This is a genomic window from Microbacterium hatanonis (assembly GCF_008017415.1).
Lineage (GTDB): Bacteria > Actinomycetota > Actinomycetes > Actinomycetales > Microbacteriaceae > Microbacterium > Microbacterium hatanonis.
On sequence record NZ_VRSV01000002.1, the window covers coordinates 896,848 to 921,438 of the forward strand.

General features: G+C 70.3%; 20 protein-coding genes and 2 tRNA genes. 14 read left to right on the forward strand and 8 right to left on the reverse strand.

Annotated elements, in window-relative coordinates; translation table 11 throughout:
- Positions 1-57 precede the first annotated feature (57 nt).
- Positions 58-1,068: a LacI family DNA-binding transcriptional regulator gene (locus FVP77_RS14285; RefSeq protein WP_187266953.1), complete on the reverse strand. Its 1,011-nt coding sequence runs from the start codon at positions 1,066-1,068 to the stop codon at positions 58-60.
- Positions 1,069-1,215: 147 nt separating this feature from the next.
- On the opposite strand from FVP77_RS14285, the gene FVP77_RS14290 reads away from it, so the two are divergent.
- From FVP77_RS14290 to FVP77_RS14310, 5 genes are all read left to right on the forward strand, one after another.
- Positions 1,216-3,228: a beta-galactosidase gene (locus FVP77_RS14290; protein ID WP_147895230.1), complete on the forward strand. Its 2,013-nt coding sequence runs from the start codon at positions 1,216-1,218 to the stop codon at positions 3,226-3,228.
- A complete protein-coding gene (locus FVP77_RS14295; protein WP_147895231.1) occupies positions 3,225-4,139 on the forward strand; it encodes a carbohydrate ABC transporter permease in 915 nt (304 codons plus the stop codon). The genes FVP77_RS14290 and FVP77_RS14295 overlap by 4 nt, the downstream gene beginning before the upstream one ends.
- Positions 4,136-5,041 carry a carbohydrate ABC transporter permease gene (locus FVP77_RS14300; RefSeq protein WP_147895232.1) on the forward strand — a complete coding sequence of 302 codons (906 nt, stop codon included), beginning with the start codon at positions 4,136-4,138 and terminating at the stop codon, positions 5,039-5,041. Before FVP77_RS14295 ends, FVP77_RS14300 begins: the two co-directional genes overlap by 4 nt.
- Before the next feature lie 76 nt (positions 5,042-5,117).
- The gene (locus tag FVP77_RS14305) at positions 5,118-6,443 is read left to right on the forward strand and encodes an ABC transporter substrate-binding protein (protein WP_147895233.1); all 1,326 of its coding nucleotides are present in this window, start codon (positions 5,118-5,120) and stop codon (positions 6,441-6,443) included.
- 11 nt (positions 6,444-6,454) lie between these two features.
- On the forward strand, positions 6,455-8,518 hold the full coding sequence (locus FVP77_RS14310; protein ID WP_147895234.1) for an alpha-galactosidase: 2,064 nt from the start codon (positions 6,455-6,457) through the stop codon (positions 8,516-8,518).
- Positions 8,519-8,521: 3 nt separating this feature from the next.
- Here the strand turns inward: FVP77_RS14310 and FVP77_RS14315 are convergent, their stop codons facing one another.
- Complete coding sequence (locus FVP77_RS14315; RefSeq protein WP_147895235.1) at positions 8,522-9,892, reverse strand: cryptochrome/photolyase family protein; 1,371 nt, start codon at positions 9,890-9,892, stop codon at positions 8,522-8,524.
- 51 nt (positions 9,893-9,943) lie between these two features.
- Positions 9,944-11,176, reverse strand: coding sequence for a diacylglycerol/lipid kinase family protein (locus tag FVP77_RS14320; RefSeq protein ID WP_147895236.1), 1,233 nt, complete (start codon positions 11,174-11,176; stop codon positions 9,944-9,946).
- Positions 11,177-11,261: 85 nt separating this feature from the next.
- On the opposite strand from FVP77_RS14320, the gene serS reads away from it, so the two are divergent.
- From serS to FVP77_RS14345, 5 genes are all read left to right on the forward strand, one after another.
- Positions 11,262-12,527, forward strand: coding sequence for a serine--tRNA ligase (gene serS / locus FVP77_RS14325; protein WP_147895237.1), 1,266 nt, complete (start codon positions 11,262-11,264; stop codon positions 12,525-12,527).
- 92 nt (positions 12,528-12,619) lie between these two features.
- A complete protein-coding gene (locus FVP77_RS14330; RefSeq protein ID WP_147895699.1) occupies positions 12,620-13,411 on the forward strand; it encodes an HAD family hydrolase in 792 nt (263 codons plus the stop codon).
- A gap of 155 nt (positions 13,412-13,566) precedes the next feature.
- A tRNA-Ser gene (locus FVP77_RS14335) sits at positions 13,567-13,651 on the forward strand.
- Between the two features lie 67 nt (positions 13,652-13,718).
- Entirely contained in the window at positions 13,719-15,014 is a 1,296-nt protein-coding gene (locus tag FVP77_RS14340; protein WP_246134127.1) for an LCP family protein, read from the forward strand.
- Between the two features lie 117 nt (positions 15,015-15,131).
- Positions 15,132-15,223, forward strand: a tRNA-Ser gene (locus tag FVP77_RS14345).
- A gap of 59 nt (positions 15,224-15,282) precedes the next feature.
- On the opposite strand, the gene FVP77_RS14350 is transcribed toward FVP77_RS14345, so the two are convergent.
- The 3 genes from FVP77_RS14350 to FVP77_RS14360 are packed head-to-tail and all read right to left on the reverse strand — an operon-like array spanning position 15,283 to position 18,203.
- Positions 15,283-16,986, reverse strand: a complete 1,704-nt coding sequence (locus FVP77_RS14350) for an MDR family MFS transporter (protein WP_147895239.1) — start codon at positions 16,984-16,986, stop codon at positions 15,283-15,285.
- The gene (locus FVP77_RS14355) at positions 16,983-17,624 is read right to left on the reverse strand and encodes a TetR/AcrR family transcriptional regulator (RefSeq protein WP_147895240.1); all 642 of its coding nucleotides are present in this window, start codon (positions 17,622-17,624) and stop codon (positions 16,983-16,985) included. Before FVP77_RS14355 ends, FVP77_RS14350 begins: the two co-directional genes overlap by 4 nt.
- Positions 17,625-17,663: 39 nt before the next feature.
- Positions 17,664-18,203 carry a CGNR zinc finger domain-containing protein gene (locus tag FVP77_RS14360; RefSeq protein WP_147895241.1) on the reverse strand — a complete coding sequence of 180 codons (540 nt, stop codon included), beginning with the start codon at positions 18,201-18,203 and terminating at the stop codon, positions 17,664-17,666.
- A 25-nt stretch (positions 18,204-18,228) separates the two neighbouring features.
- Here FVP77_RS14360 and FVP77_RS14365 point away from each other — a divergent pair, with 25 nt between their 5' ends.
- Positions 18,229-18,492 carry a hypothetical protein gene (locus FVP77_RS14365; protein WP_147895242.1) on the forward strand — a complete coding sequence of 88 codons (264 nt, stop codon included), beginning with the start codon at positions 18,229-18,231 and terminating at the stop codon, positions 18,490-18,492.
- On the opposite strand, the gene FVP77_RS14370 is transcribed toward FVP77_RS14365, so the two are convergent.
- A complete protein-coding gene (locus tag FVP77_RS14370; RefSeq protein WP_147895243.1) occupies positions 18,436-18,951 on the reverse strand; it encodes a flavin reductase family protein in 516 nt (171 codons plus the stop codon). The two genes, FVP77_RS14365 and FVP77_RS14370, sit on opposite strands and share 57 nt — an antisense overlap.
- 652 nt (positions 18,952-19,603) lie before the next feature.
- Between FVP77_RS14370 and FVP77_RS14375 the strand changes: the two genes are divergently transcribed.
- Positions 19,604-21,208 carry a ThuA domain-containing protein gene (locus tag FVP77_RS14375; protein WP_147895244.1) on the forward strand — a complete coding sequence of 535 codons (1,605 nt, stop codon included), beginning with the start codon at positions 19,604-19,606 and terminating at the stop codon, positions 21,206-21,208.
- 58 nt (positions 21,209-21,266) lie between these two features.
- Complete coding sequence (locus tag FVP77_RS14380) at positions 21,267-22,442, forward strand: hypothetical protein (protein ID WP_147895245.1); 1,176 nt, start codon at positions 21,267-21,269, stop codon at positions 22,440-22,442.
- Positions 22,443-22,488: 46 nt separating this feature from the next.
- Here FVP77_RS14380 and FVP77_RS14385 read toward each other — a convergent pair whose 3' ends face one another.
- Positions 22,489-23,262, reverse strand: a complete 774-nt coding sequence (locus FVP77_RS14385; protein ID WP_147895246.1) for a class II glutamine amidotransferase — start codon at positions 23,260-23,262, stop codon at positions 22,489-22,491.
- Between the two features lie 66 nt (positions 23,263-23,328).
- Here FVP77_RS14385 and FVP77_RS14390 point away from each other — a divergent pair, with 66 nt between their 5' ends.
- A complete protein-coding gene (locus FVP77_RS14390; protein WP_187266954.1) occupies positions 23,329-24,591 on the forward strand; it encodes an aminotransferase class V-fold PLP-dependent enzyme in 1,263 nt (420 codons plus the stop codon).

Here is a 24,591-nt window from a genome sequence, read left to right on the forward strand (position 1 = left end):
CGACGCAGCATCCGCTCGCATTCCGGGTCGCGCCCCGAACCCGCGGGCGGCGCAGGCTCAGGCCGACGCGCGCCAGACCACGGGGCACTCGAGCACGATCGGCTCGGGGTCGGCGCCGGCGAGCTGGCGCAGCACCGATTCCGCCGCGGCGCGGCCGAGCTCGGTCGCCGGCTGATGGACGGTCGACAGCGGGGGATCGCAGCGCAGCGCCCACGAGCTGTCGTCGAATCCGACGACGCCGACGTCGCCCGGGATGCTGCGGCCCGACGACTGCAGTACCTCCATCGCGCCGGCGGCCACCGCGTCGCTCGACGCGAAGATCCCGTCGATGTCGGGGGCGCGCTCGAGCAGCGCCCGCATGCCCGCCTGCCCGTCGGAGTAGGAGTACAGCGGGATCCGCTGCACGAGCGAGGGGTCGAAATCTCCGCCGAGCGCGTCGACGAACCCGGCGAGGCGATCCGCACCGGAGTCGCGGTCGAGGGCCGCGGCGATCATGCCGACCCGGCGCCGGCCCGTGCCGATGAGGCGAGTCGTGATCTCTCGTGCGGCGTTGCGGTTGTCGATGGCGGCGTAGGCCGCCGATCCGAGGTCGCGGGGGTGGCCGACGAACGCCGCGGGCAGGCCGAGGTCGCGCACCGCGCGGGTGATCGGGTCGCCGACGCGCGCCGAGACGACGATGACGCCGTCGATCAGTCCGCCGCTGAGGTAGTGGGTGAGTCGGTCGACGTCGCGGGCGGAGTCGGCGATGAGACAGGCCATCTGGTAGTCGGCCTCGGAGAGCGCGGAGTTCGCTCCGAGGAGGATCGACGCGATGTTGGGGTCTTCGACGAACAGCGAGTGCGGTTCGTGCACGATGAGGCCGACCGCCTGAGAACGCTGGACGACCAGGCTGCGCGCGGCGCGGTTGGGCACGAACCCGACTTTCGCGATCGCCGCGTCGATGGCCGCCCGGGCGTCGTCGGAGACGTAGCGCTGACCGTTGAGCACCCGGCTGACGGTGCCGCGCGAGACGCCGGCCTCGATCGCCACGTCGTTCACTGTCGCGCGTCGTCGCCTCGTCCCCTCCATGGTTGCCATCGTATGTGCACGCGCACATGTCAGTCATTCCGTGTTGACAGGTCGTTTGCGATCCACTTACTCTGTTCACGTTCACAGAGCCCTCAGCGCGGAGGAACAGCGCCTCGGCCTGTGTACGTTCACACACCGAGGAGCACGATGACATCCGCCCGCCGCCCGTTCGTCCACGACGGGATCGCCTACGGCTGCGACTACAACCCGGAGCAGTGGGATCCGACCGTCTGGTCCGAGGACGTCGCCCTGATGCGCGACGCCGGCGTCGACCTGGTCGCGATCAACGTGTTCGGCTGGTCGCACGTCGAGCCGCGCAACGGCGAGTTCGACTTCGCCTCGCTCGACCGGGTGATCGACCTGCTCGACGACGCGGGCATCAAGGTGAACCTCGGCACCGGAACGGCATCGCCTCCGCCGTGGCTGACGCGGCTCCACCCCGAGATCCTCCCCGTCACCGAGGACGGCACCACCCGCTACCCGGGGGGACGTCAGGCATGGTGCCCGAGCTCGCCCGTCTTCCGCGACGCGGCGCTCGCCCTCGTCGACGCGGTCGCGCGCCGCTACGGCTCGCACCCCGCGGTCGAGCTCTGGCACGTCTCGAACGAGCTCGGCTGCCACAACGCCCTGTGCTTCTGCGAGACCAGTGCTGCGGCGTTCCGCGACTGGCTCGAAGCCCGCTACGGCACGATCGACGCGCTCAACGCGGCGTGGGGAACGGCGTTCTGGAGCCAGACCTACCGCGAGTGGGGCGAGATCCTCCCGCCGATGGCGAACCTGTCGACGCGCAATCCGGGCCAGCAGCTCGACTTCCACCGGTTCAGCTCCGACGCGTTGCTGGACTACTTCCGCGCCGAAGCCGAGATCATCCGCGCGATCAGCGACAAGCCCGTCACGACGAACTTCATGGTGACGGCGCACATCGAGAACCTCGACTACTGGTCGTGGGCCGCCGACATGGACGTGATCGCGAACGACCACTACCTCGATAACCGCCTCGCCGACCCGCGCACGGAGCTCTCGTTCGCCGCCGACCTGTCGCGGGGACTCGCGGGCGGCGCCCCCTGGCTGCTCATGGAGCACTCCACCGGCGCGGTGAACTGGCAGCCCCTGAACCGGGCCAAGGCGCCCGGCCAGCTGATCCGCAACTCTCTGACGCACGTCGCCCGAGGAGCCGACGCGGTGTGCTTCTTCCAGTGGAGGGCGTCGGTGCAGGGGAGCGAGAAGTTCCACTCCGCGATGCTTCCCCACGCCGGCACCGACACCGCGCTGTGGCGCGAGGTCGTGGAGCTCGGCGGGATCGTCGACCGACTCGGAGAGGTGGCGGGATCGCGGGTCGACTCCGACGTCGCGATCGTCTTCTCGTGGGAGTCGTGGTGGGCCGCCGGCACCGAGTCGCGCCCCAGCCACGCCCTCGGCTACCTCGACCAGGTGCACGCCGCCTACGCAGCGCTCCATTCCCAGGGGCTGACCGTCGACGTGATCGCACCGGGCGCCGACCTGTCGCCCTACCGCCTGGTCGTCGTACCGGGCCTGCACCTCGTGCGCGCCGCCGACGCGTCGGCGATCACCGACTGGATCGCCGCCGGAGGCACCGCCGTGGTCACCTTCTTCTCGGGAACCGTCGACGAGAACGACCGGGTGTACACCGGGGGCTACACCGGACCGTTCCGCGAGGCGCTCGGCGTCGCCGTCGAGGAGTTCGCGCCCGTCGCCGCCGACGAGCCGCTGCGACTGACGTCGGGGGCGACCGCGTCGCTGTGGTCGGAGCGGATGCACGTGACCACCGCGACGGAGGTCGACGCGTTCGCCGACGGTCCCTCGGCGGGCGGCCCCGCCGTCACGCGCAATGCCTGGGGCGACGGGTCGGCCTGGTACCTCGCGACCCTGCCCTCGCCCGCCGACTACCGTGCTCTGCTCGAACGCGTCGCCGCGGAGGCCGGAGTCGCGCCGTCGGTGCGGGTGAGTGCGGGCGCAGACGTCGAGACGGTGCGTCGTCGCGGTGAGGACGCCGCCTACGTGTTCGTGATCAACCACGGCCACGATGCCGCGGTCGTCGAAGCCACCGGGCACGACCTGGTGACGGATGCTGCGGTGTCGGGCGAGATCGAGATCCCGGGCGGAAGCGTCCGTATCATCCGAGAGGAGTCGCTGGTATGAGCGTCGCTGTCAGGGCGAAGAGCCGCCCCCCGAAGGAACGCCGACGACGGGTCGCCCACAAGGGCGCCATCGGCATGTTCCTCACACCGTTCGGCGTGCTGTTCGGTCTGTTCTACCTGCTGCCCATCGGATACGCGATCTGGCAGTCGCTGCTCGTCGTCGAGCGCGATGGGACGTACGGCGCACCCCGTCAGGTGTTCGGCTGGTTCACCCAGTACGCCCTCGTGCTGCAGAACGGCCCGTTCTGGGAGTCGGTCGGACGCGTGCTGCTCTTCGGCGTCGTGCAGGTGCCGGTGATGCTCGGTCTCGCGCTGCTGTTCGCGCTGCTGCTCGACTCGCCCGCGTTGAAGGGCAAGCGCTTCTTCCGGCTGGCGTTCTTCGTGCCCTACGCGGTGCCGGGCGTGATCGCCGCGATCATGTGGGGGTTCCTTTTCTCGCCGAACCTCTCTCCCTTCACCGGGGTGACCCAGTCGATCGACTTCCTCTCGCCGGAGCTCGTGCTGTGGGCGATCGCGAACGTCGTGACGTGGGTCTACGTCGGTTACAACATGCTGATCATCTACTCCGCACTGCTGGCGATCCCGCAGGAGATCTACGAGGCCGCCCGTCTCGACGGCGCAGGGCAGATCCGCATCGCCTGGTCGATCAAGATCCCGATGGTCGCCCCGGCGATCGTGCTGACGGCGATCTTCTCGATCATCGGCACCCTCCAGCTGCTCGCCGAGCCGCAGGTCTTCCGTTCGTTCAGCTCGGCCGTCTCGAGCACGTTCACCCCGAACATGACCGTGTACGCGACGAACTCGATCCCCAACATCAATCTGGCGGCGGCCTTCTCCGTCGTTCTGGCGCTCGCGACGTTCGTGCTGTCGTTCGCCTTCTTGAAGCTCACCCAGCGGAAGGCGGACCGATGAGTCTCCTCACGCGCACCGCAGGTGCGACGGCCGACGATGCGACCGCGAGCGGACGGAAGGGCCCCCGCGAGAGCCTGCTGTCGCGCTCGGCCGCGCTCATCGTCATGGGCGTGTTCACGCTCTACTTCCTGCTTCCCATCTGGTGGCTGTTCATCGCCTCGACGAAGGACCGCGGGCAGCTGCTGACGACCCCGTCGCTGTGGTTCGCCGACTTCAACCTCTTCGAGAACATCGGCGCCCTGGCGTCGTACGGCGACGGCATCTACTTCCGGTGGCTGCTCAACAGCCTCGGCTACGCCGGTCTCGGCGCGCTGCTGGCGACGGTCGTGGCCAGCATGGCCGGGTACGCGCTGGCGAAGTACCGCTTCCCGGGGCGCGAGCTGTTCTTCAACGTGGTCCTCGGCGGGGTGCTCGTGCCGGCGACCGCGCTCGCCCTGCCGCTGTTCCTGCTCTTCAGCCAGGTGAACCTCACGAACACGTACTGGGCGGTGCTGCTCCCCAGCATCGTCAGCCCGTTCGGCGTCTACCTCAGCCGCATCTACGCGGCCGCGAGCGTACCCGACGAGCTCATCGAGGCGAGCCGACTCGACGGCGCGGGGGAGGTGCGTACCTTCTTCACGGTGTCGGTGCGCCTGATGACGCCGGCGCTGATCACGGTGTTCCTCTTCCAGTTCGTCGCGATCTGGAACAACTTCTTCCTGCCGCTGATCATGCTGCGCAGCGAGGAGTTCTTCCCCGTGACCTACGGCCTCTACGCCTGGAACACCCAGCTGAACCAGATCCCGGAGCTGCGCACCTACGTGCTCGTCGGATCGCTCCTGAGCATCATCCCGCTCATCATCACGTTCCTTCTGCTCCAGCGGTTCTGGCGCAACGGACTCGGCAGCGGGTCCGTGAAGTAGACCGCCGCACGACCCCGTCCCGACGGCTCCGCCCGAGGGCCTCCCCACCCCGCACCACCCAACAGTGAGGAAGAACATGCAGCACACCAAGAGGGCAGTCGCCATGGGCGTCGCACTGCTCAGCGCGATCGCGCTGGCCGGATGCTCGACCGGTTCCACCGGCACCAGCGGCGAAGCAGCCGCCTGCGCGCCGTCCGAGGGCGACGTCACGCTCGAATTCACGTCGTGGATCCCCGGCATCGAAGACGCCGCGGCGATCTGGAACGCCGAGAACCCCGGCATCCAGGTGCAGGTGCAGACCGGCCCGAACGGCAACTCCGGCACCTACCAGAACTTCTTCAGCCAGCTCGAGGCGGGCAACGCCCCCGACCTCGGTCAGATCGAGTACGACGCGCTGTCGAGCTTCCGCGTGCAGGACGGCCTGGAAGACCTCTCCAACTGCGAGGACGTCGTGGCCGCCGAGGCCGACTTCATCCCGTGGACCTGGAACCAGGTCACCCTGGGCGGCGACGGCGTCTACGGCATCCCGCAGGACTCCGGCCCCATGGCGCTGTTCTACCGCTCCGACCTGTTCGAGCAGAACGGCATCGCCGTCCCCACGACGTGGGACGAGTACAAGGATGCGGCGAAGAAGATCCGCGCGCTCGGCGGCTACATCACCAACTTCTCCACCGCCGACATCAACCAGTTCGCGGGCTTCGTGTGGCAGGCCAACGGCGACTGGTTCACCAACGACGGGGACGCCTGGTCGGTCGACCTGTCCGGCGACGCGTCGAAGACCGTCGCGGACTACTGGCAGGAGCTGCTGGACGAGGACCTCGTCGCGACCTACCCGGCCTGGACCGAGGAGTGGAACAACGCCTACAACTCCAGCGAGGTCTGGAGCTGGACGTCGGCCGTCTGGGGTGCCAACTCGATCTCCAGCGGCGCTCCCGACACCGCCGGCAAATGGTCGGTCGCTCCCGCCCCGCAGTGGAAGGCCGGCGAGAGCGCGGCCGGTAACTGGGGCGGCTCGTCCGTCGCCGTCTTCAAGGGCAGCGAGCACGTCTACGAAGCGGCGAAGTTCGCGCTGTGGCTGAACACGTCGGAGGAGGCGCTCACCGCTCTGAACGAGTCGGCGAACATCTACCCCGCGACCACCGCGGGCCTGGAGCTCCCCTCGCTGCAGGAGGGCGTGGAGTTCTACGGCGGGCAGGCGATCTACGACGTGTTCGCCGAGGCGGCCGCCGAGGTCAACCCCGACTTCGTGTGGGGTCCCACCATGACGCAGACCTACGCCGACGTGTCGGACGGCTTCCAGAAGGCCGTCACCGGGCAGGGGACGCTCCTCGAGGCGCTCGAATCGGCGCAGTCGTCGACGATCTCCACCCTCAAGGCGCAGTCGATCCCCGTCGCAGAATAGGAAGCATCGCCGTGATCCATCACCTCCGTGCCGCGGGCGTCAGCCTCATCGTCGACGCCCGCGGTACGGGGGTGCCCGCTCTCCTTCATTGGGGAGCGGATCTCGGAGACCTCTCGCACGACGACCTCTCCACCCTCGCCGACACGCTCGTGCCGGCGATCCCGCCGAGCTCCATCGACGAGCCGCTGCGGCTCACCCTGCTCCCCGACCTCGCCGACGGCTGGTCGGGGCGACCGGCCCTCGGCCTCCCGCGGGGGAACGGTCGCGCGCTCCTCGATGCGGTCGAGCGCGACGGCTCACGGCTGACGATCTCGTCGCGCATCGGCGACGTCGCGGTCGTCACCACCCTCGTCCTCACCCCCGAGGGGGTGCTCCTCGCCCGGCACGAGGTGCGCAACGACGGCGCCGCACCCGCCGCGCTCGTCTCGGCCGGCGTCGTCCTCCCCCTTCCCGACCGCGCGGTCGAGCTCCTCGACTTCACCGGCCGGTGGGCACGGGAGCGCTCGCCCCAGCGCATCCGCCCCGGACACGGGACGTGGATGCGCGAGTCGCGTCACGGTCGCGGCGGGCACGACGACGCCTTCCTCCTCGCCGCGGGCATGCCCGGCTTCGGATTCCGCTCGGGCGAGGTGTGGGCGACCCATGTCGCGTGGAGCGGCGACACCGCGGCGTGGTTCGAACGCACGGCCCTCGGCCGCACGGTCGTCGGCGGGGGCGAGCGCATCGGGCTCGTCGAACTGGCGCCGGGCGAGGGCTACACGACGCCGACCCTGGTGGGCGCCTGGTCGGATCACGGACTCGACGGTGTGAGCGACCGCCTCCACCCGTGGGTGCGCTCGTGGTCGACGATCCGCACGCCTCGGCCGCTCACGCTCAACACGTGGGAGGCCGTCTACTTCGATCAATCGCTCGAGCGGCTGCAACCCCTCATCGATTGCGCCGCCGAGGTCGGGGTCGAACGGTTCGTGCTCGACGACGGCTGGTTCCTCGGCCGCCGTGACGACCGCCGTGCGTTGGGCGACTGGACCGTCGACCCGGGCACCTGGCCCCAGGGCCTCGCCCCCCTCATCCAGAGCGTCCAGTCGGCCGGCATGGAGTTCGGCCTCTGGGTCGAGCCCGAGATGGTCAGCCTCGACTCCGACCTCGCACGGGCCCACCCCGACTGGCTCCTCAGCCCCGCCGACGGCGTGACCTGGCGATGGCAGCACGTGCTCGACCTGTCGCAGGAGCCGGTGCGCGCACACCTCTTCGAGCGGCTCGACGCGCTGCTGTCGCAGCATCCGATCGCCTTCCTCAAGTGGGACCACAACCGCGACCTCCTCGTCGACGACGCGCATGACCAGGTCGTCGCCCTGTACGGCCTGCTCGACGACCTGCGCGCCGCGCACCCGGGCGTCGAGATCGAGTCGTGCGCCTCGGGCGGGGCGCGCATCGACCTCGAGATGCTGCGCCGCACCGACCGGGTGTGGGCGAGCGACACCAACGACCCCCTCGAGCGGCAGGCCGTGCAGCGGTGGACCGGGGTGCTCGTTCCCCCCGAGTACGTCGGATCGCACCTCGGCGACGCCCACGCGCACACGACCGGTCGCGCGTCGTCGCTGTCGTTCCGCCTCGCCACGGCCCTGTTCGCGAGCGCCGGCATCGAGTGGGACCTCACGCGTGCGTCGGAGGAGGAGCTCTCGGCCGTGCGCACCTGGGCCGACGCCTACCGCCTCTACCGGGGGCTGCTGCACACCGGTCGTACCGTGCGCGCCGACCTCCCCGAGCCGGGCGTGCTCGTGCACGGCGTCGTCTCGCCCGACGGTCGGGAGGCGCTGGCGGCCTACGTCACCACCGACGGGGTGGAGGCCGCCCTGCCGCCGCGGTTCGCGCTGCCGGGGCTCGACCCCGTTCGTCGCTACCGGGTCGAACCCGTCGACCTCGGCGCATCTCCGCTCACCCTGCAGGACGCGCCGCCCCCGTGGCTGGCCGACGGCGTGACGCTCTCGGGGAGCGCGCTGTCGGCGGTGGGCCTGCCCATGCCCCTGCTGCTTCCGGGCAACGCGCTGGTGCTCTCGCTCACCGCCGTCGACTGAGGCTCAGCGCGCGCGCTTGACGTCCTCGTACGCAGCGAGGGCCTGGCGACGCGTGTCGCCGAGGTCGACGAGCGGTTCCGGTGCGTCGCCGTCCAGGTGGTCGGGCGCCCATCGGCGGATGTACTCGTCGTGCGCGTCGAACTTCTTGCGCTGCAGCTCGGGGTTGAAGATGCGGAAGTACGGGGCGGCGTCCGCCCCGGAACCGGCGACCCACTGCCAGTTGAACGGATTGCTCGCCCCGTCTGCGTCGACCAGCGTGTCCCAGAACCACTGCTCGCCGAGGCGCCAGTCGATCATCAGGTTCTTGATGAGGTACGACGCCGTCACCATGCGCACGCGATTGTGCATCGCGCCCGAGTGCCAGAGCTCGCGCATGCCGGCATCGACGAGGGCGACCCCGGTGCGCCCCTGCTGCCACGCCTCGAGGTGCGCGCGGTTCAGCCGCGGCCACGGGAAGGCGTCGAAGCCGCTGCGCCAGTTCTTCGTCGCCAGATCGGGGAAGTGGTAGAGCGTGTGGCAGGCGAATTCGCGCCAGCCGATCTCGGAGAGGAATCGCGAGGCGGATGCCGCGTGGGCACCGGTGCCGCGGTTCTTCACCGTCTCGTGCCACACCTGGTAGGGGCTGACCTCGCCCCATCGCAGGTAGGGGGAGAGGTGGGACGTCGCCTCGCCCGCCGGTTCGTCGCGGGAGCGGTCGTAGTCGCCGAGGTCGTCGTAGAGGAAGCCCTTCAGTCGTCGGAGGGCCGCGGGCTCCCCGGGCTCCCATGCCTCCCGCAACCCGCCGGCCCAGTCGGGCTTCGTGGGCAGCAGCCCCCACGCGTCGAGATCGTCGGAGTCGGGCGCGCCCGACGGGGCGTGGACCTCGCGGGGCGCGGGAAGCGGTGCTCGCGGGGCCGGCAGGTCTTGGCAGGCTCGCCAGAACGGGGTGAACACGGAGTAGGGGGTGCCGGACCCGGTCTGCACGGTCCACGGCTCGAAGAGGACGGATGCGGCGAAGGAAGCCACCTCGACCCCGTCGTCGCGCAGGGCGGTCTTGATACCGGCGTCGATCTCGCGCTCGGCCCCGCCGTAGCGGCGGTTCCAGAAGACAGCCCCCGCGGAGGCGTCCGCCACCACCGCCGGAACGATGTCGGCCGCCCGGCCGCGCCGCAGCACGAGAGCGCCGCCGCGTTCGCGTAGGCGCTCGCCGAGGGAGTCGAGGCTGTGGTGCAGCCACCACTTCGCCGCTCCGCCGAGCTCGCGCATCCCGTCGGCGTCACCCTCGAGGACGTAGAGGCAGATGATCGGCTCGCCTCGGTCGACGGCGGCTCGCAGCGCGGGGTTGTCGGCGATCCGCAGATCGTCGCGGAACCAGACGACGGAGGGGCTCACCATCCTGCCACGCTATCGGCGGCGCCCCGCCCCGCCGTCGGGCTTGACACCCGCCTAGAGCTTGGAGGTGTCGTGGCCCTTCGGGACCACGAGCCGCAGCCCGCCCGCCACGATGCGGCAGTGGATGCGGGTGGCCTCGCCGAACTCGTCACCGTCGAGCTCGACGGGCTGGGCGGGGGAGGTGGCGGTCTCGATCTCGTGGCCGCGGAGGTAGCGCACGGAGGAATCGCGCCGACGCTCGAGCACCCGTCGACCGGCGCGGAAGCGTCGGAGCACCGAGTTGTCCCAGGCGACCTTGCGCCAGACGCCGAGCCAGCCGAACGGCCCGGTGGGCTGGATGATCGCCACGTCCATGAGGCCGTCGCCGATCGAGGCGCCCGGGATGAGCGAGATGCCGGCCGGCAGGGTGCCGCAGTTCGCGAACAGGATGCTCTGGATCTTCGCCCCGTGGAGGCGCCGATCGTCGACCTGGTACATGATGCGGAACGGCTGCGCCTTCACGAGCGATCGCGCCGCGCCGTCGACGTAGGCGACCCAGCCGACCGTCTTCTTCAGCTGCGAGTTCGTGTTGGCGATCATCGCCGCATCCAGGCCCATCCCGGCCATGACGACGAAACCGTGCTCCTCCGTCGTGCCGTCGGGGCGTCGGAGGCGTGCGACGCCGGCGTCGGTGGGATGGATGTCGCCGTGGAACGTCGCGCGGATCATCGCGTCGGGATCGGTCAGCGGCAGGTTGAGGTTGCGCGCGAGGAGGTTGCCCGTGCCGCTCGGGATGATCGACAACGGCATGCCCGTGTCGGTGAGGGTCTCGGCCACCGCGCGCACCGTGCCGTCGCCGCCGGCCACGAGCACGGCGTCGACACCGTCGTCGACCGCCGCGCGGGTGGCGTCGTCGCCGAGGTCGTCGACCGTGGTCTCGAAGAAGAGGGGTGCGTCCCACTCCGCCTCCGACGACAGGGCGACGACCTTCGCGCGCAGAGTCGCGGGGTTCACCTTGGTCGGGTTGTACACGAGGGCCGCGCGCTTGCCCGTCCCCCGCGGTGCCGCGATCGGTGCGGGGTTGCCCTGTGCGTCGACGCGGCACGCCTCGCCCGCCTCCTCGGCCGACGAGTCGGGCGCGATGTCGTCGGGCTGGCGGATGACGTCGTCGGGTGCGGCGGCGTCGGCGGGCGCGGGGGAGTCGTCGTCGGCGCCTCGGGGACCGGGGGCGTCGGATGCCGCGGTGACCGGCTCGTGCTCGCCCGCGCCGGGATCGTCGTCGCCGGGGACTGCGGGGGCTGGAGCCATGGCTCCCACCCTAGGGGCGGGGGCTCCGCGCGCGGACGGGCCCGCCGCGGGTGAGGTCGGCGCTCGCGGACTCTAGACTGATCGCGTGATCGACGTGACCCTGCTGCGTGAAGATCCCGAGCTCGTCAAGCGCTCCCAGATGGCCCGGGGCGAGTCTCCGGAGACCGTCGACGATGCCCTGGCGGCCGATCGGGGCCGCCGCGCCGCGATCACGGCCTTCGAGGAGCTGAGGGCTTCGCAGAACGCCCACGGCAAGCGCGTCGCTCAGGCGCCCAAAGACGAGAAGGCCGCCCTGGTGGCCGAGGCGAAGGAACTGAGCGAGCGCGTCAAGGCCGCTCAGCACGCGGTGACCGAGGCCGAAGCATCCGCCGATCTCGCGCTGTCGAAGATCGAGAACATCGTCATCGACGGCGTGCCCGCCGGCGGCGAGGACAACTTCGTCACCCTCCGTACGCACGGCGACGTGCCCGCCTACGACTTCGAGCCGCTCGACCACCTCGCCCTCGGTGAGAAGCTCGGCGCGATCGACATGGAGCGCGGCACGAAGGTCTCGGGCAGCCGCTTCTACTTCCTCACCGGCATCGGAGCGCGCCTCGAGCTCGCCCTCATGACCCTCGCCCTCGACCGGGCGCTCGCCGCCGGGTTCACCCCGATCATCCCGCCGACCCTCGTGCGCCCCGAGGTCATGCGCGGCACCGGCTTCCTCGGGCAGCACGGCGACGAGGTCTACCACCTCGAAGACGACGACCTCTACCTCGTCGGCACGAGCGAGGTGCCCCTCGCCGGGTACCACATGGACGAGATCCTCGACTTCGAACGGGGCGCCAAGCGCTACGCCGGCTGGTCGACCTGCTACCGCCGCGAGGCCGGCTCGTACGGCAAGGACACGCGCGGCATCATCCGCGTGCACCAGTTCAACAAGCTCGAGATGTTCGTCTACACGACCCCCGAAGAGGCCGAGGCCGAGCACCTGCGTCTCGTCGCGATGCAGGAGGGGATGCTTCAGGACCTCGGTCTGTCGTACCGGGTGATCGACGTGGCCGCCGGCGACCTCGGGTCGAGCGCCGCCCGCAAGTACGACATCGAGGCATGGGTGCCGACGCAGGGCGCGTACCGCGAGCTCACCTCGACCTCGAACTGCACGACCTACCAGGCCCGTCGCCTCGACATCCGCTTCCGCCCCGAGGGCGGCAAGACGTCGCCGGTCGCGACCCTCAACGGCACGCTCGCCACCACCCGCTGGATCGTCGCCCTGCTCGAGACGCACCAGCGCGCCGACGGCTCGGTGACGGTGCCCGAGGTGCTGCGGCCCTACCTCGGGGGCCTCGAGGTCATGGAGCCCGTCGAGTGACGCTCCCCGACACCGGCAGCGTCGACATCGTCGAGCAGGAGGACGCCGCCGACCTGGTGGAGGATCTCGCCGAAGACGGTCTCGCCGAGCGGATGCTGATCGCCCTCGACGTCGACGGAACCGTGATCCTCGAGGACGAGACGCTCTCTCCCGGTGTGGTCGAAGCCGTGGAGTTCGCGCGATCGCGCGGTCACGAGGTGATGCTCGCAACGGGCCGCAGCTGGGACAGCACGCACACGATCATGGAGCGCCTGGGCATCTGGCCCGAGTACGCGGTGTGCTCCAACGGCGCGATCGTCATGAAACGCGTCGGGGGCGGCGACGCCCACGGATACGAGCGCGCCCACACCGAGACCTTCGACGCGTCGGAGGTGCTGACGCTGCTGCGTGAGCACCTCGCGGATGCCCGCTACATGGTCGAGCTGCCCGACGGCACCCGCCTGTACACCGAGTACCTCGAGGACTGGAACCTGCGCGGTGCGGGGCACGTGAGCTTCGAGGAGCTCAGCCACCAGCCCGTCTGCCGCGTCGTCGTCGTCTCGCCCGGCAAGAGCGACGAGGACTTCGTCGATCTCGTGGCGCGCATCGGCCTGAACCAGGTGTCGTACGCGATCGGGTGGACGGCCTGGCTCGACATCGCCCCGATGGGCGTCGACAAGTCGACGGCGCTCGAGCTCGTGCGGGGCTGGCTCGGCATCGCCCCCGAGCGCGTTCTCGTCATGGGCGACGGCCGCAACGACATCGGCATGTTCGAGTGGGCGGTGCAGCACGGCGGTCGCGCCATCGCCATGCGCCAAGGCCCCGCCGAGGTGCACGAGGCGGCCAGCGAGATCGGCCTGTCGGTCGACGAGGGCGGCGTGGCCGCGATCCTCCGCGCGCTATAGGCCCCCGCCGTCGCGAACCTTGTGGGGTGGGGCGGGTGGGGCGCCGCATCCGTTTGGCGCGTCTATCAGGGCTTGTCCAGACCGGCACGTCAGAATGGCGGCCAGGTACTCGATAGACTCGACGCCGTTCGACGGTGCTGCGAAGCACGCTGTCGGGAGGGTTGTCCGAGCGGCCGATGGACCTGGTCTTGAAAACCAGTGGGCAGAGATGTCCCGTGGGTTCGAATCCCACACCCTCCGCAAGAGCATCTGCACACTCCGCCGGACCTGGGGGTCGGCGAGAACGATCCGCCCCGAGAGGACCCGAGTGAGTACGATCAAGCCCGCCAAGCGCGGCCGCCGCACGGTGGCGCGTCACGGACGCCTCACCTCGCCGCATCCGTTCGCGCAACTGATGAAGGTGCTGGCCGTCGCCGTGGCGGTCGTGCTCGTCGCGGGCCTCGGGGTCGGCGGCTACGTGCTGTACGACCTGACGCAGAGCTACACCGCCGACGCGGTCGAGCTCGAAGGGCAGTCGGATGTCCCGCCCGACATCGGCGCGATCGAGGGAGGCGTGAACCTCTTCATCGCCGGCACCGACAAGTGCGAGCCCGAGTACGCCGACATCTTCGGCGATCGCTGCACCGGGCCCGACTCGGGCAGCGAGCTCAACGACGTGAACATGCTCGTGCACATCTCCGACGAGCCGCGCCGGGTGACGGTCATCTCCTTCCCGCGCGACCTGATGGTGCCGATCCCGTCGTGCACCGACGCGGACGGCAACACGTCGTCGGCGATGAGCAAGCAGCAGATCAACACGACCTTCTCCTACGGCGGCCTCTCGTGCACCGTGAAGACGATCTCCGAACTCAGCGGACAGGACATCCCCTTCGCCGCCACCGTGACCTGGGGCGGTGTCATCGAGATCACCAACGCGATCGGCGGCGTCGACGTCTGCGTCTCGGGCGGCATCCGCGACCGGTACACCGGGCTCGACCTCACCCCCGGGATGCACACGATCCAGGGCGTGGAGGCGCTGCAGTTCCTGCGCACCCGCCACGGCGTCGGCGACGGCGGAGACCTCGGCCGCATCTCGAACCAGCAGCAGTACATGTCGCGCCTGGTGAAGAAGCTCGTGAGCGAAGACGTGCTGTCGAACCCGGCGACGCTCTACAAGCTCGCGTCGACCGCGCTCAGCAGCATCGACCCGTCGACGTCGCTCACGAACCCGCTGACGCTCGCGCAGATCGCCCTCGCGGTGAAGGACGTGCCGTTCGACGAGATCACGTTCATCCAGTACCCGACCGTGGCCGATCCCGCCGACGCGAACCGCGTGATCCCGAACAAGTCCGCCGCGACGGCGCTCTGGGACGCCCTCGCGACCAACCAGCCGCTCGAGCTGACCGGCGAGGCCAGCCAGGGCGACGGCGTGGTCGTGGTCGACCCGACGGAGGCTCCGACCGAAGAGCCGACGGATGCCGCCACCGAGGCGCCCGCCCCGACCGAGGGCGCGACCGAGGCCCCCGCGCCGACCGAGTCCGCTGTCGCTCTTCCCGACTCGATCGCCGGTGTCACGGCGGCGCAGGAGACGTGCTCGAACGGGAACCTGACAGGCATCGGCTGACCCGGCGCCACCGGAACCGACGAGGTGCTCGGATGTGGCGGGCGGCGCAGGTTCGGCGAGGCCTGCGCCACCCGTTACTATGGGTGGGTGCGTCCGCCGTTTCGGCGTCGGAAGCCTGGAGACGTCGCATAGTTCGGCCTAGTGCACCACCCTGCTAAGGTGGAGTCCCCTCACGGGGACCGAGGGTTCAAATCCCTCCGTCTCCGCCAGAGAATCCCCCGATCACTCGGGGGATTTCTTCGTTCCGGTTGCTCGAGAGGCGGGGGCCCTACCGGCGCTGGTCGCCCGAGGGGTCGGTCGGAGCGTCGTCCGCTGCGTCCGCGCTCGCCGTCTCGCCTCGCGTGGCACCGGTGCGGGAGTGCGCGCGCTGCTCGGCCTCGAGGCGTTCCGCCTCGTCGCCGCTGATCGCCTCGCCGCGGGCGACGAGCCCGGCGACGTCGGACAGCGGGATCTGCTTGAGGAAGATCGCGAGCACGAGGGCGATGGCGATGAACGGCACGAGGTACCAGAACACCGGGGCCAGGGCATCGGCGTACGCCGTCACCACCCCCTCGCGCAGGGCGTCGGGCAGCCCGTTCAGCACCGACGGATCGATCGTCGCGGTGGCCTCGCCCGCCTGCTCGGCGCTCGCGCCGGCGTCGGTGAAGACCGCCGTGAGGTTCTCGGTCAGTCGCGTGGTGAACAGCGTGCCGAACACGGCGGTGCCGAGGGCGGCGCCCACCTCGCGGAAGTAGTTGTTCGTGCTCGTGGCGGTTCCCACGTCGGACGCGGGGACGGCGTTCTGCACGACGAGCACGACGACCTGCATGATGAGGCCGAGCCCCGCGCCGAAGACGAAGAGGTAGACGCAGATGAGCCAGATCGGGGTGGAGGCGGCGAGCGTCGTCATCGCGACCATCGCGATGCCGGTGGTGATCGTGCCGACGATCGGGAAGATCTTGTAGCGACCGGTCTTCGTGATGAGCAGGCCCGAGGCGATGGAGGTGCCGAGCAGGCCCACCATCATCGGCAGCATGAGCAGGCCGGATGCTGCGGCCGAGGTGCCCGACGACATCTGCAGGAACGTCGGTACGAACCCGATGGCGGCGAACATGCCGATGCCGAGGGCGAGCCCGATCGCGGTCGCGTTGACGAACACCCGGTTCTTGAACATCGACAGCGGCATGATCGGGTCGGCGGCGCGCGACTCGGTGAAGATGAACAGCGCCGCCGACGCGACGAGGCCGAGTCCCCAGGCCCAGGTGACCGTCGACGTCCAGCCGAACTCCGTGTCGCCGCCGAAGTCGGTGAAGAAGATGAGGCAGGTGGTGGCGGTCGACAGGAACAGCACGCCGAGCCAGTCGATGGGCTTGGTGCGACGCTTCGTGGGCAGCTTCAGGGCGAAGACGGCCACGAGGAAGGCCGCGATGCCGACCGGGATGTTGATGTAGAACGCCCACTGCCAGGTGAGGTGGTCGACGAAGAAGCCGCCGAGCAGCGGCCCGCCGACCGCGGCGAGGCCGAAGACGGCGCCCAGCGGGCCGAGGTACTTGCCGCGCTCGGAGGCGGGGACGATGTCGGCGATGATCGCCTGCGACAGGATCATCAGGCCGCCGCCGCCGAGACCCTGGAGGGCGCGGAAGACCACGAACATCCAGAAGTCGGTCGCGAACGCGCAGCCGATCGAGGCGAGCGTGAAGATCGCGATGGCGATCATGAACAGCCGTCGCCGGCCGAGCACGTCGCCGAACTTGCCGTAGATGGGCATGACGATGGTCGTCGCGAGGATGTAGGCGGTGGTGATCCACACCTGGTGCGAGACGCCGCCCAGCTCGCCGACGATGGTCGGCATCGCGGTCGAGACGATCGTCTGGTCGAGGCTGGCGAGCAGCATCCCGGCGATGAGCGCGGAGAAGATGATCCAGATGCGCCGCTTGGTCAGCAGCATCGGGGCATCGGCCGCGCGGACGGTCTTCACGGTGTCGGTGGTCATGGGCGTCCGATCGAGGGGTTCTGGCTGGCGAACAGGGCGAGGGCCGCGGAGACGCGACGCTCGAAGATGGCGAGGTACGGGTCGGTGTTGCTCGGCTGCATGAACTCGTGAGTCGTGGCGCGCGAGAGGGTGCCGACGATCTGGGCGGCGGCCTGGGCGCGCAGGTCGCCGGGGGCGAGGTTCTCGCGCTTCTCGATCAGCTCGGCGTCGAACTGCTCGCCCTGCACGACGACCTCCAGCATCCGCCCCAGCAGCCGGGGCTCGCGGTCCACCGCGGCGACGAGCTGCGCGACCGTGTCGGGCGCGATGTCGAGGGTGTGCCAGCGGGCTTCGTGCAGGAGGGCGAGGTCCAGCAGGAGCGAGGGGGAGAGGGCGGCGCCGGCGTCGTCCTTCCTCAACAGGAAGGCCTCGATGGCGGCGTCGTCGGATCGCTGGATCGGGAAACCCAGCACCGCGTCCTCCTTGGAGGCGAAGTAGTTGAAGAACGTGCGACGCGAGACGTCCGCCGCTGCGGCGACGTCCTCGACGGTGAAGCCGGACAGTCCGCGTTCGGCGGTGAGGACGCGGGCGGCGCCGATGAGTGCGCGCGTCACATCGAGCCGGCGCTGGTCCCGGCGGTCGTTTGCACTATCAATCACGGAGTGCAGTATTGCACTCTGTGATCAATGATGCAAAAACTATGTCGCGGCGGTGCGGCGCCGGTGCCGCCGCACCGCCGCACGATTCGCGCACCGCACCGAGCAGTACCGCTGGCGACCGTTGCGGGTCACGTCGACGACGACATTCCTGCACGGGTCTCCGGGTTCGTCCCCCGCCTCGCAGCGCCGGAGGCGCGTCATCCCCCGGGTGGTGAGATGCAAGGCGGTCCCGACGGAGATGACGGCGTCGAGGACGTGGGCGAGAGACTGCTCCTGGTCGCGGTAGTGGAGGTGCCACCCCTCGCCGTCGTGATCGGTCAAGCGCGGGTAGGCGGCGATCGCCGCCATCCGCCCGTTCAGCACGATCGCGCGGGCTTCGGGGGTGCGGGCATCGACGACCCGGAGCCAGCCGTCCAGCACGTGGCGCGTGCGCGCGTGATCGTCGGGGCCGAGAGTGAACTCCATGGTCATACCGAACTCGCGAGTGCGAGCCTCGATGCCCTCGCGGTCGGCAGGCCAGTCGTTGGCGAGCGATGCCGCGAGCAGCACCGCGTACTCTCCGTAAGGGTTGAGATGCATAAGACCATGACATCACAGTGGAGTCATGGATGCCCTGCCGCTCGATCCCGTCCGCTTCTCGCCCTCGTCCGTCGACCTCCACGAGCACGCCTGGGAGACGGAGTCCGCGCACCGCACGAGCGAGGGGCGTCTGCTCTACGTGCGCTGCACCGGCTGCGGCGTGCGGCGTGTCGATCTGCAGCCCGACCCCCGCGTTCCGCCCGTCGCGGTCAGTGCACCGACCACTCCCGCCTCAGCCCGCGAGCTCCTGCAGATGGCGGTATCCGCCCTTGAAGTAGAGGAGCGGTGACCCGGTGTGCCACTCGGGCGCGCTCATCTCGACGACGCGGCCGATGATCACGAGGTGGTCGCCCGCCTCGTACTCCGCCCATGCCTCGCAGTCGACCCACATGAGCGTGTCGTCGATGACGGGGTTGCCGGAGAGGGCGGGGCGCCAGGCGATGCCGGCCCACTTGTCGGTGCCCCTCCGGGCGAACTGGTTGGAGATGTGGTGCTGGTCGTGCGCGAGAACATTCACCGTGAAGCGACCGCCGGCGGCGATGCGCGGATACGTCGTCGAGGTGCGCATGACGCTGAACGAGACCAGCGGCGGGTCGACCGAGACGCTGTAGAACGACTGGCACGTGAAGCCCACGGGTTCGCCGTCGGCGATTCCGCTGACCACGGTGATCCCGGACGCATAGTGCCCCAGGGTGTCGCGGAAGACGCGGGCGTCGATGGTCGGGGGAGCGAAGAGCGAATCAGACATGGTGTTTCCTCCTATCGATGAGCGCAATCGACGCCGACGAGAGGTGACGCGGCTGGTGCGCGCCGGTCTCGTCCGGTCCGATTGACAGGAATAACGGAGACGGGATGCGGCGCGGTCGCTGCCGAGCGCTGATCCAGGTCTCCCACACCACCGAGATCTTTTGGCCCGGCGGCCCGCAACGGCTTACGTTGCAGGACCGAGTCTGCACGCGCGGTGTTACGTGCGCGTTGCGTCGTGGAAGCTGGGGGGTTTCCGAGCGCCGGGTGGCTGCGCATCGTCTCCCCTTTCCGTGGCTCGGAAGGGCGCGGCGGGTCGTCTCGACCGAGACATGATTCTTCTCCCGTACTCCCGCGCCGGTTTCGGCGAAAGTTCTCGCTTTCGGGGGTCATGAGACTGCTGTTTTGTCGGAGCTGCGCGCAAAACCTGCCATCTCCGCCCTGTCGTGTTCCGCTGAGCGGAAGACCTCGCGTTCTGGATCGCGGGTTGTCCCGGCGGGTGTCGGCCCGAGGCGCTGCGCCGTCAGAAGGGCGCGGGCGCGCAGCATCCGATTCATTGACGGTGCACAGAATCGCCGATAGCCTCGCCACGATATGTCGGGGCAGGCAACATTTGTGCCCGACCGTTCCAGCCATGCACTCAAGGGAGATTGCACATGAAGCGACCCGTCTACCGGTGGGGGGCCGTGGCAGCCGCCGCCGGCGTCGCCATCAGCCTCGGCGTCACGCCGACCGCCGCCTTCGCGGAACCGGAGGAAGAGGACTACAAGGTGCTCGTCGTCGGGAAGACCCTCGGGTTCCGGCACTCGCACATCGACGACACGACCAACGCGCTCATCCTGCTGGGCCAGCAGAACGGGTTCACGGTCGACGTCTGGGATCCGGCGATCGGAAACTCGCCCGGTCAGCCGGCGCTGTCGCTCGCGACGACGCCCTTCACCAGCACCGCCGACCTCGATCAGTACGCCACCATCGTCTTCGCCTCGCCCGTAGACGGGACCAACAGCCAGAACCCCGCCAGCCCCCGACTGCTCGACGACTCCGAGCTCGCCGCTTTCCAGGGCTACATCCGCGGTGGCGGAGGCTATCTCGGTCTGCACGCCGCCACCGACACCATGCACGCCGTGCCCTGGTACAGCGAGCTGACCGGCGGGGGCGCACGTTTCCGCAACCACCCCGCGCAGCAGCAGGCCACGATGAGGGTCGAGAACCCCGGTCACCCCTCGACGACGATGCTGCCGACCGAGTGGTCGCGCTACGACGAGTGGTACAACTTCACGACCAACCCGCGCGAAGACGTGCACGTGCTCATCACCCTCGACGAGACGACCTACAACCCGGGCAACGGCCGCATGGGCGCCGACCACCCGATCGCGTGGTGCCAGAACTTCGAGGGCGGGCGCTCCTGGTACGAGGGTGCCGGCCACACGGATGCTTCGTGGACCGACCCCGTCTTCCTCGAGCACATCCTGCGCGGACTGGAATGGACAGCAGGACTCGTCTCGGGCGGCGGCGACTGCGTCACGTTCCCCGAGGTCGACGGAGTGCTGGCCGGCGCGGCCGGTGACGAAGCGGTCAAGGCTGCCGTGCAGGGCCACCTCGCCGCGGCGAAGACGGCGGATGCCGCCGACGCCCACGCCGACGCGATCGCGTCGCTGCTCCAGGCGCAGCGCGCCGCGGCCGGTCTCGACGACGACGCTCTCGACGCGAAGATCGCCGACCTCCTCGAGTGGCAGCGCGGGCTGACCGCCGACGGCCCGACCGATGCCGACGGCGTGCCGATCGACGTGTCGATCGTCGACGCACCGGGCGCTCTCGCGCTCACCGTCGCCGACTTCGGCGAGTCGGTGCGCCTCACCCAGGAGTCGGGCTTCACCGATCGGTGGCGCTTCACCGCGGGGCTCCCGACCGTCAAGGTCTCGGACTCGCGCAACGCCACCCAGGCGGGTGCCAGCGGGTGGGCGGCGTCCGGCCAGTCGTCGGCGTTCGTCTCGGGCACGTCCACGATCGGCGCCGAGAACCTCGGATGGGCCCCGAACCTGGTGACCCCCCGCGACGGGGTGTCGGCGGGGCCGCAGGTCGCGACCGCCGTCGACGGCGGCACGGGCCTCGCGGTCGCTTCAGTGCTGGCCTCGGCGACGCCCGAGGGACGCCGCGGCGTGACCGATGTGAACGCGTGGCTGTACCTCGACGCGCCGCTCGGAACCGCCGAGGGCGACTACTCGGCGCGACTGACGCTGTCGCTGTTCCCGACCGACTGATCGACCGACGCGGGGGTGGGGCTTCGGCCTCACCCCCGCACAGATAGGAGAACCGCGGATGCTGCGGACCCGCCCGATGATCGTCGCGTCGCTCGCCCTCGCGGCCCTGCTCGGGGGTGCGCCCGCTGCGACCGCGCTGGATGCACCCGCGAGCGCGACCGCCGAGACCAGCACGACCTGGGCGGTGGCCCCGGCGTCGGCGGAGGGCCCGGACGGGCGGGTGTCGTTCCGGCACACGATCGATCCGGGAGGGTCGGTGGAGGAGTTCGTCGCGGTGACGAACTTCAGCGCCGCCGCCGCGCCGTTCGCGATCTACGCGAGCGACGGGGTCGTCACGGAGGCCGGCAATTTCGACCTCCTGCCGTCGGGTGAGGCCCCCGTCGACAGCGGCACGTGGGTGAGCATCGGCGAGGTGGAGGGGGCGACTCCCCGTGACGGTGGCGGGATCGTCATCGACGTGCCCGCCGGCGCGACCACGCTCGTCCCTCTCCGCGTCGACGTCCCCGAAGAGGCGACGCCCGGCGATCATCCGGCCGGCGTCGTGGCCGAGCTCGCCCGCGGCGACGGCGAATCGGTGCAGGTCGCCTCGCGCGTCGGGGTGCGACTGCACCTCCGCGTGGCGGGCGATGTGGTCGCATCCGTCGTTCCCGGCTCGATCACCACGTCGTATTCGCCGTCGTGGAACCCGTTCGCCCCCGGCACGCTGACGGTGGATTACGTCATCTCCAACGAGGGCAACGTGCGCCTCGGTGCGACCACGACGACGCAGGCCGCGGGCCTGTTCGGCATCGGGGGCGCGAGTGCCGCGGGCGAGCAGCGCGAGATCCTGCCCCGCCAGCAGACGGCCGCCTCGGCGACAGTCGCGGTGTGGCCGGTCTTCTTCGCCTGGGGCGAGGTGGCCGCGGTGCCGACGATCGTGGGCGAGGACGCCGTGCAGGCCGCTCTCGTCGCGTCCGCGACACCGTTCACGGTCTGGACGATCCCCTGGTCGCAGCTCGCCCTGCTCGCCGTGGCCGCGCTGGTCGTCGTACTGATCGTGCGCGCCCGGACGCGGTCGGAAGCGCGCGTGCAGGCTCGCATCGCCGCGGCCGTCTCCGCGGCCGCAGCGCCCTCATCCGCCGTCGGATCGCCCACGGACGACCCCGCGCAGCCGGACGGCGCCGTGCAGCCGGAGAACGCCCTGCAGCCGGACGACGCCGCACGTGCACGGGCTGTGCCCGAGCGCACGGTCTGAGTCCGCACGCAGCCCGTGCGCTCGGGCATAATCCGTGTGCTCGGCGTCAGAGCGGGATCGAGCGTGCGGATCCGTCGCGCTCGAAGACGTGCACCGCATCGTCGGCGAGGCGCTCCCACCCGGCGGTGTCGACGCCGGATGTCGCCACGACCCGCGCCCCGGTGGGGAGAACGGTCGTCGCCAGCACGTTGTAGGCGTCGTCATGCCCGGGCGGCAGGTGGGCCTGAGCGACCCCGCGACGAGCGAAGGCGGGCAGCGGCGGATCGACGGTGCCCGGGCAGTGCACGACGACGAGCGTCCCGTCGACGATGAGCATCGCGTTCAGGCACGCGGACGGATAGAGCTCCCGTACCCGAACCACCGCGGCCGCGATACCCGACTCGGGTGAGACGGATGAGCGCAGCTCGCGCCGCACGACAGCGAAGTACACCTCGCTGTCGGTGGTGCCCCGCAGTCCGTCCCGTTCGCGGGTGGTCAGAGTGTCGAGCGCGTGCGCGCGGGGCACGAGCGCTCCGTTGTGCGCGAAGGCGACGTCGTCCGCGACGAAGGGCTGCAGGTTCTCCGGGGCGACCGCGGTGCCGGCGCTGGCGAAGCGCAGATAGATCAGAGAGACCTCGGCGGACTCGACGAGAGGAGCGTCGTGGGCGGGAGTGAGGCCGGTGCGGACGAGGAGTGAGTCATCGGCGGCGGCGGTCCGGGCGTACCCCCACCCGTCGGCATGAAGCGTCGAGAGGTCGAGGAACGCGCTCAACAGTGTCGCGCCGAGGGCGGCGCCGGGCGTCATCGGGTGCGGGGCGATCGTCCCCAGCATCCTCGACATCCGGCCACCTTCACATTGGATCCAGTTATGTTACGTTTGGATCCTACTGCTCCCCTGGGAAGGTCCATGAACTCGATGCCCGTGGCGAATTCGCCGTCGACGACCTCCGCCGAGACCCCTGCCTCGCAGCCGATCGATGTGGCGCGAGAGCGGGCCCGGACGGCCGGTTCGTGGAACGCGCGGCACTTCAACGCCGCGGGCGCGGCCCTCCCGTCGCTGCAGGTCGTGACGACCACGGTCGAGCACCTGCGGCTCGAGGAGGCGATCGGCGGCTACGAAGCGGCGATCGAGGTCAAGCCCCGCATCGAGGCCGTCTACGACTCGGCGGCGCGCCTCGTCGGCGCCGAACGCCACGAGATCGCGCTCCTCGACAGCGCGTCGACGGGGCTGCGGGTCGTGCTCGACGCCCTCCGGCCCCGTGCCGGAGCCCGCATCATCGCCTCGCGCAGCACCTATGTGAGCCACGCCTTGCACCTCATGACCCTCGCCCGCGAAGACGGGGTCGACCTCGAGATCGTGCCGGCCGGAGCCGACCGCCTCCTCGACCTCGATGCGCTCGAGAGGATGCTGGCCGAAGGCCCGCCCGCGATCGTCACGGCGGCGCACGTGCCCACCTCGTCGGGGCTGGTCGAACCCGTCGCCGCGATCGGCGCGCTCGTGCGCTCGTACGGCGGCTTCTTCCTGCTCGACGCCACCCAGTCGGTCGGCCACCTCGACACCGATGTGCGAGAGATCGGATGCGACGTGCTCGTGACGACCGGCCGCAAGTTCCTCCGGGCGCCCCGGGGGACGGGCTTCGCCTACGTCGGAGCGAGCGCGTTCGAGCGCCTCCTGCCCACGGCGCCCGACGTGCGCGGCGCGCAGTGGACGTCCGCGTCCGACTGGCATGTCGACGAGTCCGCCCGGCGCTTCGAGACCTGGGAGGCCTCGATCGCCGGTCGGTTGGGTCTCGGCGTCGCCATCGACGAGGCGCTGGAGCGCGGCATGCCGCAGACCCAGGAGTGGCTCACCGCGACCGGACGCGCCGTCCGCGCGGCGTTGGCCGAGATCGACGGCGTCGCGCTCGGCGAGGCGATCGACACTCCGTCGGCGATCGTGACCTTCGTCGTCGAGGGCGTGCCCTCCGCCACCGTCGTGACCGAGCTCGCCCGCGACCGCGTGCGCGTGGTGTCGGTGCCTGCCACCCACGGCCAGTGGGATCTCGGCGACCGCGGCATCTCGGCGGTCGTGCGTGCCTCGGTGCACGTCTACAACGACGAGAATGACCTCGCGACCCTCATCGACCGGGTCGCCAACATCGCTCGGACGCATCGGGCGGGAGGGGCATGA